This is a genomic window from Mycoplana sp. BE70 (assembly GCF_031455855.1).
In the GTDB taxonomy this organism is placed as follows: Bacteria; Pseudomonadota; Alphaproteobacteria; order Rhizobiales; family Rhizobiaceae; genus Mycoplana.
On sequence record NZ_JAVDTM010000014.1, the window covers coordinates 1 to 14,655 of the forward strand.

The 14,655-nt window shown below is 64.5% G+C and carries 11 protein-coding genes and 2 pseudogenes; 4 read left to right on the forward strand and 9 right to left on the reverse strand.

The window, feature by feature from the left end; all coding sequences use genetic code 11:
* From J2Y48_RS21615 to hutI, 4 genes and pseudogenes are all read right to left on the reverse strand, one after another.
* Positions 1-455 (reverse strand): annotated as a pseudogene (locus tag J2Y48_RS21615) (urocanate hydratase); the annotation flags it as partial.
* 16 nt (positions 456-471) lie between these two features.
* On the reverse strand, positions 472-1,272 hold the full coding sequence (gene hutG / locus J2Y48_RS21620) for an N-formylglutamate deformylase (protein WP_310422382.1): 801 nt from the start codon (positions 1,270-1,272) through the stop codon (positions 472-474).
* Positions 1,273-1,274: 2 nt separating this feature from the next.
* Positions 1,275-2,810, reverse strand: a complete 1,536-nt coding sequence (hutH, locus tag J2Y48_RS21625; protein ID WP_310422385.1) for a histidine ammonia-lyase — start codon at positions 2,808-2,810, stop codon at positions 1,275-1,277.
* On the reverse strand, positions 2,807-4,066 hold the full coding sequence (gene hutI / locus J2Y48_RS21630; protein WP_310422387.1) for an imidazolonepropionase: 1,260 nt from the start codon (positions 4,064-4,066) through the stop codon (positions 2,807-2,809). Before hutI ends, hutH begins: the two co-directional genes overlap by 4 nt.
* Before the next feature lie 102 nt (positions 4,067-4,168).
* Here hutI and J2Y48_RS21635 point away from each other — a divergent pair, with 102 nt between their 5' ends.
* Positions 4,169-5,515 (forward strand): formimidoylglutamate deiminase, encoded by a 1,347-nt coding sequence (locus J2Y48_RS21635; RefSeq protein ID WP_310422390.1) that lies wholly within the window; start codon positions 4,169-4,171, stop codon positions 5,513-5,515.
* Positions 5,516-5,698: 183 nt separating this feature from the next.
* Here the strand turns inward: J2Y48_RS21635 and J2Y48_RS21640 are convergent, their stop codons facing one another.
* Entirely contained in the window at positions 5,699-6,628 is a 930-nt protein-coding gene (locus J2Y48_RS21640; protein ID WP_310422394.1) for a LysR family transcriptional regulator, read from the reverse strand.
* 129 nt (positions 6,629-6,757) lie between these two features.
* Here J2Y48_RS21640 and J2Y48_RS21645 point away from each other — a divergent pair, with 129 nt between their 5' ends.
* Genes J2Y48_RS21645 through hisC form a run of 3 tightly spaced genes read left to right on the forward strand, consistent with a single transcriptional unit; the run spans position 6,758 to position 10,078 of the window.
* A complete protein-coding gene (locus J2Y48_RS21645; RefSeq protein ID WP_310422396.1) occupies positions 6,758-7,810 on the forward strand; it encodes an aromatic ring-hydroxylating dioxygenase subunit alpha in 1,053 nt (350 codons plus the stop codon).
* A gap of 12 nt (positions 7,811-7,822) precedes the next feature.
* Complete coding sequence (locus J2Y48_RS21650) at positions 7,823-8,929, forward strand: FAD-binding oxidoreductase (RefSeq protein WP_310422399.1); 1,107 nt, start codon at positions 7,823-7,825, stop codon at positions 8,927-8,929.
* A gap of 48 nt (positions 8,930-8,977) precedes the next feature.
* On the forward strand, positions 8,978-10,078 hold the full coding sequence (gene hisC / locus J2Y48_RS21655; RefSeq protein WP_310422760.1) for a histidinol-phosphate transaminase: 1,101 nt from the start codon (positions 8,978-8,980) through the stop codon (positions 10,076-10,078).
* Between the two features lie 9 nt (positions 10,079-10,087).
* On the opposite strand, the gene hutC is transcribed toward hisC, so the two are convergent.
* The 4 genes and pseudogenes from hutC to J2Y48_RS21675 all read right to left on the reverse strand — a co-directional run bounded on the left by hutC (position 10,088) and on the right by J2Y48_RS21675 (position 14,575).
* A complete protein-coding gene (gene hutC / locus J2Y48_RS21660) occupies positions 10,088-10,870 on the reverse strand; it encodes a histidine utilization repressor (protein ID WP_310422402.1) in 783 nt (260 codons plus the stop codon).
* Positions 10,871-11,043: 173 nt separating this feature from the next.
* Positions 11,044-11,127 (reverse strand): annotated as a pseudogene (locus tag J2Y48_RS21665) (IS6 family transposase); the annotation flags it as partial.
* 35 nt (positions 11,128-11,162) lie between these two features.
* Entirely contained in the window at positions 11,163-12,452 is a 1,290-nt protein-coding gene (rhaI, locus tag J2Y48_RS21670) for an L-rhamnose catabolism isomerase (RefSeq protein ID WP_310422406.1), read from the reverse strand.
* A gap of 29 nt (positions 12,453-12,481) precedes the next feature.
* Positions 12,482-14,575 (reverse strand): bifunctional rhamnulose-1-phosphate aldolase/short-chain dehydrogenase, encoded by a 2,094-nt coding sequence (locus tag J2Y48_RS21675; protein ID WP_310422412.1) that lies wholly within the window; start codon positions 14,573-14,575, stop codon positions 12,482-12,484.
* Positions 14,576-14,655: the final 80 nt, after the last annotated feature.

Consider the following 14,655-nt stretch of genomic DNA (forward strand, 5'->3'; position numbering starts at 1 on the left):
AACGTCTCGTAGGTGCCCTGAACGATGCCCTGGGTGCCGATGTAGATCCACGACCCGGCGGTCATCTGGCCGTACATGGCCAGGCCCTTCTTATCCAGCTCGTTGAAGTGGTCCCAGGTCGCCCAGTGCGGCACCAGGTTGGAGTTGGCGATCAGCACGCGCGGCGCGTCCTTGTGGGTGCGGAACACGCCGACCGGCTTGCCGGACTGAACGAGCAGCGTTTCGTCCTCGTTGAGGTCCTTCAGCGTCGCGACGATGCTGTCGAAGTCCGCCCAGGTGCGGGCGGCGCGGCCGATGCCGCCATAGACGACCAGTTCGTGCGGGTTTTCCGCGACATCAGGATCGAGGTTGTTCATCAGCATGCGCAGCGGCGCTTCGGTCATCCAGCTCTTGGCGTTGAGTTCGGGGCCCTGGGGCGCGCGGACATCGCGGATGTTGTGGCGTGGGTTGGTCATTGCGGTTCCCTTCGGGTCAGCGTTTCAGGCCAAGCGCGATCTGTTCGATCCGCTCGAGAATGGTCTTGAGATGAGTGCGCAGCCGGTCTGCCTTGGCGGCGTCATAGGCAAAGGGCGGGACTTCGGTGGCAAGATGACTGGACTGCGCCAGTTCCATCTGGATCGCATGCACGCCGGTTTCCGGCTTCCCGTAGTGGCGGGTCGTCCAGCCACCCTTGAAGCGGCCATTGAGGATGCTGACGTAGCCGTCGGCCTTCGCGCAGACCTCGGCTGTCGCCGCCTCGATCGCCGGATCGCAGGTCTTGCCCATGTCCGTGCCGATGTTGAAGTCCGGCAGCTTGCCTTCGAAGAGGAAGGGGATGTGCGAGCGGATCGAATGGCAGTCGTAGAGCACGGCAACGCCGTGGATCGCCTTCACCCGCTCGATCTCGGCGGCAAGCGCCGCATGATAGGGGGCATGAAAATCCCGCAGTCGCGTGGCGATGTCGTCGGCATCAGGGGCTTCGCCGTCCTTCCAGATCGGCGTGCCGTCGAAATCGGTCTCGGGCACGAGACCGGTGGTGTTCTGGCCGGGATAGAGGCTCCCCCCTTCCGGGTCGCGATTGGCGTCGATGACGTAACGGTGGAAAGTTGCCCGTACCGTCGTCACGTTGTCGAGCAGCCCGTCATAGAGCTCGAAGATGTGCCAGTCGGTATCGGCGAGGATGCGGCCGTTGTCGTTCAGCCGCGCCCGGATCGCATCGGGGACGATCGTCCCCGTATGCGGAAAGCCGAGGATGACCGGCGAGGTGCCCTGCCGGACTTCGAAGACGGTCATCGTCAGCCCTCCAGTGCCGGAAGGATGCCGGCGGAAATGGCGGCGTTCAGGGTGCCGGAGGCGACGAGATCGCTGGCGATCTTCAGGTCGTCGGCCATGTAGCGGTCTTCCTCGATCGACGGCGAGACGGCGCGAAGCGTCGCGACCGCCTTCTGCAGTTCCGGGCTGGTCGCCAGCGGGGCGCGGCACTCGACGCCCTGCACCGCGGTCAGCGCCTCGATGCCGATGATCGCAAAAAGGTTGTCGGTCATCTGCAGCAGGCGGCGGGCGCCATGGCAGGCCATCGAGACGTGGTCTTCCTGGTTGGCCGAGGTCGGCGTCGAATCGACCGAGGCCGGATGCGACAGCTGCTTGTTCTCGCTCATCAGCGCGGCGGAAGTGACTTCGGCGATCATCAGGCCGGAGTTGAGGCCCGGCTTCTTGGCGAGGAAGGCAGGCAGGCCGTAGGAAAGGGCCGGGTCGACGAGCAGCGCGATGCGGCGCTGGGCGATGGCGCCGATCTCGCAGATGGCAAGGGCGATCTGGTCGGCGGCGAACGCCACCGGCTCGGCATGAAAGTTGCCGCCGGAGACGACCGAATTGTCGGAGAGCACCAGCGGGTTGTCGGTGACCGCGTTGGCTTCGATCTCGAGCGTGCGGGCAACCGAGCGCAGCAGATCCAGGCAGGCGCCGTCGACCTGCGGCTGGCAGCGGATGCAATAGGGATCCTGCACGCGCTCGTCGCCCTCGATGTGGCTCTGGCGAATGGCCGAGCCTTCGAGCAGGGTGCGGAGTGCTGCGGCGGTGTCGATCTGGCCCTGGTGGCCGCGCAGTGTATGGATGTCCGGATGGAACGGCGCCGAGGAGCCCATCGCCGCGTCCGTCGAAAGGGCGCCGGTGATCAGCGCGGCCTGCGCGGCGCGGTGGGCGCGGAACAGCCCGGCGAGTGCCAGCGCAGTCGAGGTCTGGGTGCCGTTGATCAGCGCCAGGCCTTCCTTTGCGGCGAGCGTCACCGGGGAAAGGCCGGCCTTGTCGAGGGCGCGGGCGCCACTCATGCGCTCGCCGGCGAAGAAGGCTTCGCCATGGCCCATCATTACCGCCGACATGTGGGCGAGCGGTGCCAGGTCGCCGGAGGCGCCGACCGAACCCTTTTCCGGGATGACCGGGATGACGCCCTTTTCGAGCATCGCCTCGATCAGGCGGACGACTTCGATGCGGACACCCGAGGCGCCGCGGCCGAGCGAGACGAGCTTCAGCGCCATGATCAGGCGCACGACATTTTCGGCCAGAGGCGCGCCGACGCCGCAGCAATGCGACAGGATCAGGTTGCGCTGCAGGGTGGCGACGTCGGCGGCGTCGATCTTGATCGAGGCCAGTTTGCCGAAGCCGGTGTTGATGCCGTAGACCGGGGCATTGCCGGCAGCGATCTCGGCGATGCGGGCGGCGGCCTTCTTGATGCCGGTGTCGAACGACGGATCGAGGCGGGCCGGCTCGCCGGTCCAGTAGATGGTCTCAAGGTCCTTGAGGGGAACGGAGCCCGGATGAAGAATGATGGTCATGAGTTTGCCCTCTCTCCCTTGAAGACGCGATGGTGCAATGGGTTGAAGCCGATGCGGTAGACGAGCTCCGCAGGCTGATCGATGTTCCAGATGGCAAGGTCCGCAGACTTGCCGACTTCGAGCGTGCCGGTCTCGCCGATGAGGCCGAGGGCCCGGGCCGCTTCGCGGGTGGCGCCCGCCAGGCACTCCTCGACGGTCAGACCGAAGAGGGTGGCGGACATGTTCATGGTCAACAGCAATGAGGTCAGCGGCGAGGTGCCGGGGTTGCTGTCGGTGGAAATCGCGATCCGCGTGCCTGCCTCGCGCAGCGCGTTGACTGGCGGCAGCTGCTTTTCGCGCAGCGTGTAAAAGGCGCCCGGCAACAGCACGGCGACCGTGCCCGCTTCCGCCATGGCCTTCGCACCGTCGGCATCAAGATATTCGAGATGGTCAGCGGAGATCGCGCCATAGGAGGCTGCCAGCTTGGCGCCACCAAGATCGGAAAGCTGCTCGGCATGCAGCTTCACCGGCAATCCGAGCGCCTTGGCGCGCTCGAAGACGCGGGTGATTTCCGCGGTGGAAAACGCGATGCCCTCGCAGAAGCCGTCGACTGCGTCGACAAGGCCCTTGGCATGGGCGGCGTCGAGGCCCGGCAGGACAACTTCGGTGATGTAGTCGTCGTTGCGGCCCTTGTATTCCAACGGGGTGGCATGGGCGGCAAGATAGCTGGTGAGGATGCGCACCGGGCGCAGCGTTTCAAGCCGGCGGGCCGCTTCCAGCATCTTGATTTCGGCCTCGATGTTCAGACCGTAGCCGGACTTGATCTCGATGGTGGAGACGCCTTCCGACAGCAGCGTGTCGAGGCGGGGCAGGGCGGTGGCGACGAGTTCGTCCACCGTGCAGGCGTTCGTCGCCTTCACCGAGGAAACGATGCCGCCGCCGGCGCGGGCGATCTCTTCATAGCTCGCCCCATCGAGGCGCATCTCGAATTCGCGGGCGCGGTTGCCGCCATAGACGAGATGGGTGTGGCAGTCGACGAGCGCCGGGGTGATCCAGCGGCCTTCACAATCGATGACCTCCGCGCCGGCGAGGTCGGCCGGCAGGCCACCTTCCGGCCCGACATAGACGATGCGCGCGTCGCGTGCGGCGATCGCGCCATCTTCGACGATCCCGAGGCCGCCGAGCGCCTCGTTGAGCGTTGCCAGCCGTGCGTTGCGCCAGAGCGTGATCTGCCCGGCCTTCGCAGCGGTGCCTTCAGAAAAATTGTTCCCGACCATCAGCCTTGCGCCTTTCTTTCGTTGTGATAATGTATATACATAATAATCCGAGTGACAAGTGGAAAAATTTGCAATCCACTGGCGGACCCGAGAGGAGACCTTATGACAGTTATTCACGCAGGCGCGGCGTTGACGCCGGACGGTTGGCAGCGCGACGTGCGGCTGACCCTTTCGGGCGGGCGGGTCGAAAGGATCGAGGCAGGCAGCGCGCCGCAGGCCGGCGACGAGCGTCATCGGGTGGTCGTTGCGGCAATGCCGAACCTGCACAGCCATGCCTTCCAGCGCGCGATGGCGGGCCTCGCCGAAGTGCGCGGTCCGGCCTCCGACAGCTTCTGGAGCTGGCGGACGGTGATGTACAAATTCGCGCTGTCGATGACGCCCGAGCATGTCGAGGCGGTCGCCGCGCAGCTCTATATGGAAATGCTGGAAGCCGGTTTCTGCCGGGTCGGCGAATTCCACTATCTCCACCATGACAAGGACGGCAGCCCCTACGCTAACATCGCCGAAATGGCCGAGCGCATCGGTGCGGCGAGCTCCGAGACCGGCATCGGCCTGACGCTGCTTCCCGTCCTCTACGCCCATTCCGGATTCGGCGGCGCTGCGCCGATCGAGGGCCAGCGGCGCTTCATCAACACGGCCGATCGCTTCGAGGCGCTGATGGCCGGTTGCCGGACCGTGACCGATCGCCTTGACGGCGCAGTCCTTGGGGTCGCGCCGCACAGCCTGCGGGCCGTCACCCCGGAAGAGCTGAAGATCGCCGTGCGGCTGGCCGGCGAGGGACCGATCCACATCCACGTCGCCGAGCAGACCAAGGAAGTCGACGATTGCATCGCCTGGTCAGGCGCGCGTCCGGTGCAATGGCTGCTCGAGAATGCCGGGATCGACGGCCAGTGGTGCCTGATCCATGCCACCCACATGACCGATGACGAGACCCGGCGCATGGCGAAGAGCGGCGCGATCGCCGGCCTCTGCCCGGTGACCGAAGGCAATCTCGGCGACGGCATCTTCCCCGCGCCGGCCTTCCTCGAGGAGGGCGGACGCTTCGGTGTCGGGTCGGATTCGAACATCCTGATCTCTATTCCCGAGGAGCTGCGTCTGCTGGAATATTCGCAGCGGCTCGGCCTTCGCGCCCGCAACGTCATCGCCGAGACCGGCGGCTCGACCGGACGGTCGCTGTTCGACCGGGCGCTCGCCGGCGGCGGCGCGGCCTTGCAGTGCCGTCCGGAACTTGTCGTCGGTGCTGCCGCCGATCTCGTTTCGCTCGATGCGGCGGCCGTGCCCTATCTGGACGGCGACCAATTGCTCGACAGCTGGATCTTCGCCTCCGGCGTCAGCGTCGACTGCGTCTGGGCGCGGGGCAAGAAGGTCGTCGCCGGTGGCCGGCACACGAAGCGCGAGGCGATCGCCACGCGGTTCCGGGCCACCATGCAGGCCCTGCTGGCGAACTGACCATGTCAAAAAGCACGCAGGCCGGAGGGCGCTTCGGCTTGCGGCTCGCAGCCCGGTTCGACGCATCCTCACGAACTCGGCAGGCCCGAAGCAGATCGCGTGAAAAGGGATTCACGCGATCTTTTTCGTTCGTATGCATGCCTTCATGCCGAGGCCGCCCCCTATTGGGAGACAGGCAGTAGATCAGGCTGCCTCCGGCCGCGGGGCGGAAAGCAGTGCCTGCTTCTTCGATATCTGCACCAGCCATTTGTGGAATGCGGATCCGAACGGCTTTTCGAGGGCGGACCGGTCCCAGGCGAGAAAGTAGCTTTCCGGCAGCTTCATGCGGATATCGTAAGGGATGAGCAGGTTGCCCGAGGCGAGTTCGTCAGCGATCATCGACACCTGCGCCAGCACAAAGCCGCGACCGTTTACGGCGGCGTCGATCGCGGTGCTCGACAGCGTGAAGGAGAGGCTGGAAAGCCTTTGACCGCCGCTGGCGTTCACCATTCTTGCCCAGTCGCTCCATTGCGGCGGCGGTAGGTAGCCCGTTTCCCATTCGACGTTGAGCAGCGGGAATTTGAGGATATCGGCCGGACTTTCGAGTGTATGCTGCCACAGGAGACCAGGCGCGCAGACCGGCACCACCCAGTCGGTGAAGAGCTCGGTATAGTGCTCGTGAACTGCCGCCCGGCGACCGTAGGTGATGCGAAAGTCGACCTGGTCGAAGCCGATGCGGGGCTCGTCGTCCTTGCCGATGACGCGGATCGCGGCGTCCGGGTGGAGCGCCTGCCAGTCGAAGATCTTTCGGCTGATCCATTTGTTGATCACCGAGGTCAGGCCGCTCAAGACGATGCCGCTCTGGTTGCGGGCCCGCTCCAGCACCTCGGCGGCGTGGGCGAATTGCCGGAAGCCCTTGGCGATCTCCTCATAGTAGAGTCGGCCCCACGAGGTCAGCTCCACACGGCGGCCCTTGCGCTCGAGCAGGGTCAGGCCGAGGCTCTGCTCGACATTGCGCACCTGCTGGCTGATCGCGCCCGGCGACACGCCGAGGTCGCGTGCGGCAGCGCTGACCGTGCCGCAGCGGCCGATGGCTTCGAAAGCCTGCAGGCCGCGCAAGGTTGGCATCGACATCGGGAAATCTTTCAATCGTCAAGTTGCCCGCTTTTTAGATTATCTAAACAAAAACGCAATACCGGACAGCTTGTCGCAGGGGTTGGCCCGGCCGATACTGCCCCTAACTGCAATGATAATGAGGGTGAAATGTTTCTCAAGAACGCTTGGTATGTCGCCGCCTGGGATCACGAGGTCAGCCGCGAGCTGAAGCCCGTCACCATTCTCGGCGAGAACGTGGTTCTCTACCGCAAGCAGGACGGCACGCCGGCCGCGCTCGAAGATGCCTGTCCGCATCGTAAGCTGCCGCTTTCCATGGGGCGCATCAAGGGCGACGACGTCGAATGCGGTTACCATGGGCTCACCTTCGACTGTTCCGGCACCTGCACCCGGGTTCCCGGTGCAGAGCGCATCCCTCATGTCGCCAGGGTCCGTTCCTACCCGGTCCACGAGCGCTACGGCCTGTTGTGGATCTGGATGGGCGATGCCGCCAAGGCCGACCCCAAGGACATCTTCGAGGTCGAGCACTTCGACAACCCCGCCTGGGGCGTCAATCGCGGCGAATCAATGATGCTGAAGTGCAACTATCAGTACATGACCGACAACCTGCTCGATCCGTCGCACGTCGCCTGGGTGCACCAGTCGTCCTTCGCAAGCTCGGCCTGCGAGGAAACGCCGCTGGAAACGACGGTCAAGGATGATGGCGTCACCGTCTGGCGCTGGATGATCGACTCCGAGCCGGCTCCGTTCTATGCGCCGTTCCTGCAGTTCGAAGGCAACACCGACCGCAAGCAGCACTATGAAGTGCGCTATCCGAGCAACGCCATCATCAAGGCGATCTTCGCACCGGCCCATACCGGCGGCGAAGGCAAGGAGCTGCCGGCCAATACCTTCCTCATGGACAGCTACAACTTCATGACACCGGTCGATGAGAACCACACCAAGTACTACTGGTTCCAGATGCGCAACTTTGCGCCCGACGACGCCGAGGTTTCGGCAAGCTTCGCGAAATCCGTGCGCGGCGCCTTCGAGGAGGACCGCGTGGTTCTCGAAGCGGTTCACCAGGGCATGGCCAACAAACAGACCCCGAACCTCGACCTGAAGATCGACGTCGGACCGATGCGCTTCCGCCGCAGGCTGGCGCAGATGATCGCCGCCGAGGCCGAGGCCGCCGCGGCATCGACGCCGGCTGCTGCCGAATAAGGTTGAGGACAGATGTCGGACGCCCAGGCTTCGCGGTTCCGCCCCTTCGAGGTGGTGGCGAAAGTGCGCGAAAGCGCCACTATCACCTCGTTCCATCTGGCACCGCTCGAACGGCAGCACTGGCGGCCGTTCGAGGCCGGGCAGTTCCTGACAATCCGTGTTCCCGACCGGAACGGCGGCCATGTGCTGCGAAACTACACGGTCTCCTCCTCGCCGCGCGAGGAGGGGGTTTACCGGATCACCGTGAAGCGGGAGGCATCGCCCGCATCCGGAACTCCGGACGGGGTCAGTTCCTGCTGGCTGCATGACGAGATCGAGACCGGCGCGGTCGTCGACATCGACGGCCCGCGCGGCGCCTTCAAGCTCGACAGCGAAAGCAAGCGCCCGGTGGTGCTGCTGTCCGGCGGCGTCGGACTGACGCCGACCGTCTCGATGCTGAAGGTGCTGGCGACCGAAAGCGACCGGCCGGTGTGGTTCATCCACGCCTGCGACAGCGGCGCGGTGCATGCGCTCGAAAAGGAAGTGGAGGCACTGGCTGCCGTCGGGTCCGGCATCAAGGTGCATTACTGCTACCGATTCCCGAGTGACGACGACGTGCGTCAGGCGCGATGCCATTCGACCGGATTCATCTCACGGGAGACCATCCAGAGCCTGCTGCCGCTCGATGATTACGACGTCTACATGTGCGGCCCGCCGCCGTTCATGCAGGCGATGTACAAGCTGCTGCTCGGCCTCGGGGTGAAGAAGGAAAACATCGCCTACGAATTCTTCGGGCCGGCAAGCCTGTTGTCTGACTCCGAACAGCAGGCGGCGAAGGCCGCGGCTGTCGCGGAGGCACCGCCGGTCGCCAACGACGACGGCGACGGCATCCGCATCGTGCTGGAAAAATCCGGCTGCAGCTTTGCCTGGAACGAAGCCAGCGAGTCGATCCTGGCGTTTCTCGAGACGCAGGGCGTCGAGCCGGAGTTTTCGTGCCGGGCGGGGGTCTGCGGCAGCTGCGTGCAGGGCCTGGTGTCGGGCGAGGTCGACTATACCGAGGAGCCGCTCGACGAGGTGCCGGCAAATCGCGTGCTGCTCTGCTGCTCGAAGCCGAAATCGTCCGTCGTGCTCGACCTCTGACCACAGCATTCTTGAATATCAATGCCCGAGGAGGGGCTCGTGAACGAAATGACCAATGCCGGTATCCGGCTCAATCCGCATGTCGCCGCCCTTCCGCCCTATAATGCCGGAATGAACATCGCAGTTGCCCGCAAGCTGAGCGGCCGCGACGAGATCGCAGCCCTTGCCAGCAACGAGAATCCGCATGGCTGTTCGCCGAAGGTGAGGGCGGCGCTCGCCGGGCTCGATCCGTCGCGCTACGCCGACCCGGCCTGTGTCGCGCTGCGCGCAGCGCTTGGCGCCAAGCTCGACGTTGCGCCCGAGCGCATCGTCGTCGGCAATGGCTCGGAGGAGATGATCGCCGCGATCTGCCGCGCCGTGCTGCAGCCGGGGGCGACGGTCGTCACCGTCTCGCCTGGCTTCGGACTGCACGAGATCGAGGCGCTCGCCAATGGCGCAAGCGTCGTCAAGGTCGCAATGGCCGAGGATCTCGGCTTCGATATCGACGCGATCGTCGCGGCGATGGCCGAGAAGCCGGCGATCGTCTTCCTGTCGTCGCCCTCCAACCCGGTCGGCCCGGCGCTCGATCATGCGGGGCTGTCCCGCATGCTGGCAGCCGTGCCCAAGGAAACGCTGTTCGTCCTCGACGAAGCCTATTTCGAGTTCACCGACGGCGACACCCCGGACGGCCTCAAGGTGTTACGCGACACGGCGCTCGCGCATGTGGTGCTGCGCACCTTCTCGAAGGCCTATGGCCTTGCGGGGCTGCGTGTCGGCTACGCCGTCGTTTCCGACGAGCGCCTGGCGCGGACGATGACATCGGCCAAAACGCCGTTCAACGTCAATGCAGCGGCCCAGATCGCAGCGGTCGCGGCATTGGAGGACGAAGAGTGGATGCACCGCTCAGTGGCCGCAGTGAAGGCGGAGCGCGAGCGGATGGCGGCGGCGGTCGCGGCCATGGGCCTGTTCGCGCCGAAATCGCAGACGAACTTCCTCTTTCTTGACGTCCGCCGCGACAGCCAGGCGGCGATGGACCACTTCCTGTCGGAAGGGATCATCGTCAAGCCGTGGAAGGAAAAGGGTTTTGAGACCTTCGTCCGGGTCACGGTCGGCAGCTCCGCCGAAAATGACCGGTTCCTGGCCGCGCTCGGACGCTGGCTTACGGCATGAGGCGGATCGTCAAACCCTCGCCTGTGGCGAGAACTGCGCGACCAGCGCATGCCGGTCACCGGGATAGGTCAGCCGCACATGGGTGATCAGCCCGCTGTCGTTCCAGGTGCGCCGCTCGACGACAAGGCAGGCGGTGCCGGAGGCGATATCCAGCGCTTTGGCCTGCTCTTCGTCCGCAGCCACCGCCTTGATCAGGTGTTCGGCCGTGCTCCAGGGAACCTGGTTGATCAGCCAGGGACCCGGCGCGATGCCGGTGAAATCAACGTCGGCGGCCTCCGGTACGGCATCGAGGTTGAGAATGCGGTCCTCCTGGCAGAAGGGCTTGCGGCCGGCGAGGTGGATGCAGTGCAGCTCGAGGATCGAGGCGGACGGCGGCAGCGCCAGCCGCCCGGCGTCGGTGGCTCGGAACTTTCTCTGGACGCGGCGCACGAGCCGGTAGTCGTAGGAGAGATTCAGGCTCCTGACCTCCGACTCGATGTCGTGGATCTCGAGCACCGCCGATTGCGCAACCGGACGCGTGACCACCGTGCCCGATCGCCGGCGCCGCTCGAGCAGGCCCGCCGAGGCCAGCCGGGTCAGCACCTTGTTGACGGTCATGCGCGAGCAGCCGTACTGCGCGGCAAGGTCGACCTCGAAGGGAATGCGATACCCCGGCGGCCAATCGCCGGAAACGATGCGACCTTCGATCTCCTCCTGGATGCGACGGTCGAGCGTTTCGTCTTTCGTCACGTTTTCCCCCCAATGAACAGCCGATGTGAATGTCGTCGCGACGGCAATCGGTCTTTGCTCCATATATGAAATAGATTCTTTTACGACTGCTACCCTAGGTGAAACTTGACTAAATGAAACCTCAATGAGCCTTGAATGGCTGCGCGGTCTGGTTCGCGCATCCCGATCGACTTTCGCCACCTCGGCGGCGCCAACGGTGATGCAGGTTAAATCCTTTAACCGCGCTTTTGAAATCCGGAGCGATTGTTCAGCCCCTTGTGTGATCGATGCTCGACGATAGGCATGATCTGACGCCGCGCCGCGCCGTAGGACCGAAGCTCGGCGTCGCAGTGGGTCTCGCCTGGACGATCTTGCCTCAAACGATCCCACCACCACCGCCGGCGATGGCCGGGCGTTCCGCGGCGACCATCGCGCGGTATCCCGCCGCGCGATAACAGCTGACCGGGTCGATTGCCCCGCCGTTTTCATAGCGCGCCATGGCGAGAACCGGCTCGACATTGGTGCGGAAGGCGGCCTTCAGCGTTTCCGAGGCCATCAATGCGTCGTTGCCTTCCTGATAGCCGGTGAGCGCCGCTCGGTCGACGATCAGGCCCTGCGCATAGGCACGGCAAACTTCGGTGGCACTGCGCATCAGGCTTTCGATCGGGTCGGTGACGTTGTGGCTCTGGTCCAGCATGTGGGCCGGGGCAAAGCCTTCGGCCTTGCGCTCCTCGGCGTTCACCAGTTCGTTGAAGACGAGGAACAGGCGGTAGGGATCGATCGAGCCCGTATCCAGATCGTCGTCGCCATATTTGGAATCGTTGAAATGGAAGCCGCCGAGCTTGCCGAACTGGGTCAGCCGGGCGACGATCATCTCGATATTGACGTTCGGTGCGTGGTGGCCGAGGTCGACGAGGCAATAGGCCTTTTCGCCCAGTTCCTTGGCGACCAGGTAGTTGGTGCCCCAGTCCTGCACGACCGTCGAATAGAAGGCCGGCTCGTACATCTTGTGCTCGGTGAACATGCGCCAGTCGTCCGGCAAGTACCGGTAGATCGCCTTCATCGCCTCGAGATAGCGCTCGAAGCTTCTGGTGAAATCGGCCTGTCCCGGAAAGTTTGTGCCGTCGCCGATCCACACCGTCAGCGCCTTCGAGCCGAGTTTTCGGCCGATCTCGATGCATTCGATATTGTGCTCGACCGCCTGCTGGCGCGTCGCGGCATTGGCGTGCGAAAGCGAGCCGAATTTGTAGGAATGCTCCTGGCCTGGTGTGTCGGAGAAGGTATTGGAGTTCATGGCGTCGAAGCCAAGGCCCAGCGCTTCGCCCTTTTCCTTCAGCGCCCCGAGGTCGGCAACCTTATCCCACGGGATGTGCAGCGAGACGGTTGGCGTCGCGCGCGTCAACTCGTGTATGACGGCGCAGTCCTCCAGCTTGTCGAAGATGTCGCGCGGCTCGCCCTCTCCGGGGAAGCGGGCAAAGCGCGTGCCGCCGGTTCCGACTCCCCAGGAGGGGACGGCGACCGCGTAAGCCGCAACCTTCTTCTTGACGGCGTCGATATCGACGCCGCGGCGGGCAAGCTGTTCTCCGAGATGGGCATAGTCGCTCTTCAGATCGGTTGCGCGCTTCGCGTTCTCGGCCGCGATCACGTCCTTCGAGATCATGTTCATGTTGGTTCCTCCCAAACCCCGGCTTGACCTTATCTCGTGAACGACTGGGCGTTGCCAGCGTCGACGTTGATGATGTTGCCGGTCGATTTCGCCGACATGTCTGAGGCGAGGAAGTAGATCGCTTCGGCAATGTCTTCGGGGAAGACCGAGAGCTTCAGCATGGAACGCTCGCGGTAGTGCGCCTCCAGATCGTCGGTCTTGTAGGTGGCGGCGCGCTGTTCCTTCCACTCGCCCGTCCAGATCTTCGAGCCGCGCAGAACGGCATCCGGGTTCACCACGTTGACGCGGATCTGCTCGGATGCGCCTTCAAGGGCCAGGCAGCGGGCGAGGTGGATCTCGGCGGCCTTCGCCGTGCAATAGGCGGATGCACCTGGAGAGGCAGCAAGACCGTTCTTCGACGCGACGAAGACGACGTTGCCGCCGCACCTCTGCTTCCGGAAGATCTTGAAGGCTTCGCGCGAGACGAGGAAATAGCCGGTCGCGAGAATGTCGATGTTCTTGTTCCACAGCGAGAGCGTCGTCTCCTCGATCGGTGCCGACGAGGCGAGGCCGGCATTGGAAACGAGGATGTCGAGGCCGCCGAATTCGGAGAGCGTGTCGGCGAAACTCTTTTCGACCAGCGTCTCATCGATGACGTTCATCGCGACGGAGCGCACGAAATCCTTGCCGTAGCGGCCGGCAAGTTCGGCCTGTGCCGCAGCCAGCGCTTCCACGTCGATGTCTGCAAGAACGACGCAGGCGCCCTCCGCCATCAGCCGGTTGGCGGTCGCCTTGCCGATGCCGCCGGCGCCGCCGGTGACGAGTGCGATGCGGCCGGCAAGGCTCTTCGGCTTCGGCATGCGCTGCAGCTTCGCTTCCTCCAGCAGCCAGTATTCGATGTCGAAGGCTTCCTGTTCCGGCAGGCCGACATAGGTCGAGACGCCAGACGCGCCGCGCATAACGTTGATGGCGTTGACGTAGAACTCCGCCGAAATGCGTGCCGTCGCCTTGTCCTTGGCAAAGGTGATCATGCCGACGCCGGGAACGAGGTAGACGACCGCATTGGGATCGCGCATCGCCGGGCTGTCGGCGCGCTTGCAGCGCTCGTAATAGGCCGCATAGTCGGCGCGATAGGCGGCGACCGCGTTGCCGAGGCCGGCAAGCGTCGCGTCCACGTCGGGCTTGGCCGGATCGAAGGAAACGACCAGCGGCCGGATCTTGGTGCGCAGGAAATGGTCCGGGCAGCTCGTGCCAAGGGCTGCGAGCGCGTCCAGGTTCTTCGAGGTGACGAAGTCGAGAACCGCCTGGCTGTCGTCGAAATGGCCGACCTTCTTCTCGTCGGTGCTGATCATGCCGCGGATGACCGGCATCAGCTTCCGGGCAACCGCGCGCCGCTCGGCAGCGGCAAGCACCGGCTTCACCGCGCCGCCGAAGGCAGGGGCGGTGTTGTTCGCCTCGAACCAGGCGATCGCCTTGTTGATGATTTCTACGGTCGTCTCGTAGCATTCCCTGGCCGTGTCAGCCCAGGTGAAGAGACCGTGGCTTTCGAGCACGACGCCGCGCGCCGTCGGGTTTTCCTTGCAGAACCTTTCCAGCCACCGGCCCAGTTCGTAGCCGGGGCGCTTCCATGGCAGCCAGCCGATGTCGTCGCCGAAGATCTTCTGCGTCAGTTCGCGGCTGTTCTTCGCAGCGGCGATCGCGATGATCGCATCCGGATGCATGTGGTCGACATGCTTGCGAGGCACGTAGGCGTGCAGCGGCGTGTCGATGGAGGCCGCGCGCGGGTTGAGGTTGAAGGTGCAGTGGGGGAGGTAGCCCACCATCTCGTCCTCATGCTCGACGCCGCGGTAGAGGCCCTTCAGGGCTTCGAGCTTGTCCATATAAAGCGTGGCGAAGCCGTCCATCTTGATTGTGCCGACGTCGCCGCCCGAGCCCTTGACCCACAGGACCTCGACCATCCCGCCGTCGAGCGGGTCCTTCTCAATGACCTTCGCCGAGGTGTTGCCGCCGCCGTAATTGGTGATGCGCTTGTCGGAGCCGAGCAGGTTGGAGCGATAGAGAAGACGCTCGGATTCGCTCATCGAAGCGGCCTTCGCCTCGTCCCAGAGATTGGCAAGGCGCGACCCTTGTTGCTTGTCCAACATCGGCAATTCCTCCCGGTCGTTTGTCGTGCGACCCTGGCGGTCGCCTGTCGAATTTGATGGAGTAAAATTTCACGGATATC

Bases quoted from the DNA above. Each gene is read 5' to 3' on its own strand.
- hutG (WP_310422382.1), bottom strand. From the start codon at position 1,272: ATGACCGTCTTCGAAGTCCGGCAGGGCACCTCGCCGGTCATCCTCGGC.
- hutH (WP_310422385.1), bottom strand. From the start codon at position 2,810: ATGACCATCATTCTTCATCCGGGCTCCGTTCCCCTCAAGGACCTTGAG.
- hutI (WP_310422387.1), bottom strand. From the start codon at position 4,066: ATGGTCGGGAACAATTTTTCTGAAGGCACCGCTGCGAAGGCCGGGCAG.
- J2Y48_RS21635 (WP_310422390.1), top strand. From the start codon at position 4,169: ATGACAGTTATTCACGCAGGCGCGGCGTTGACGCCGGACGGTTGGCAG.
- J2Y48_RS21640 (WP_310422394.1), bottom strand. From the start codon at position 6,628: ATGTCGATGCCAACCTTGCGCGGCCTGCAGGCTTTCGAAGCCATCGGC.
- J2Y48_RS21645 (WP_310422396.1), top strand. From the start codon at position 6,758: ATGTTTCTCAAGAACGCTTGGTATGTCGCCGCCTGGGATCACGAGGTC.
- J2Y48_RS21650 (WP_310422399.1), top strand. From the start codon at position 7,823: ATGTCGGACGCCCAGGCTTCGCGGTTCCGCCCCTTCGAGGTGGTGGCG.
- hisC (WP_310422760.1), top strand. From the start codon at position 8,978: ATGACCAATGCCGGTATCCGGCTCAATCCGCATGTCGCCGCCCTTCCG.
- hutC (WP_310422402.1), bottom strand. From the start codon at position 10,870: ATGGAGCAAAGACCGATTGCCGTCGCGACGACATTCACATCGGCTGTT.
- rhaI (WP_310422406.1), bottom strand. From the start codon at position 12,452: ATGAACATGATCTCGAAGGACGTGATCGCGGCCGAGAACGCGAAGCGC.
- J2Y48_RS21675 (WP_310422412.1), bottom strand. From the start codon at position 14,575: ATGTTGGACAAGCAACAAGGGTCGCGCCTTGCCAATCTCTGGGACGAG.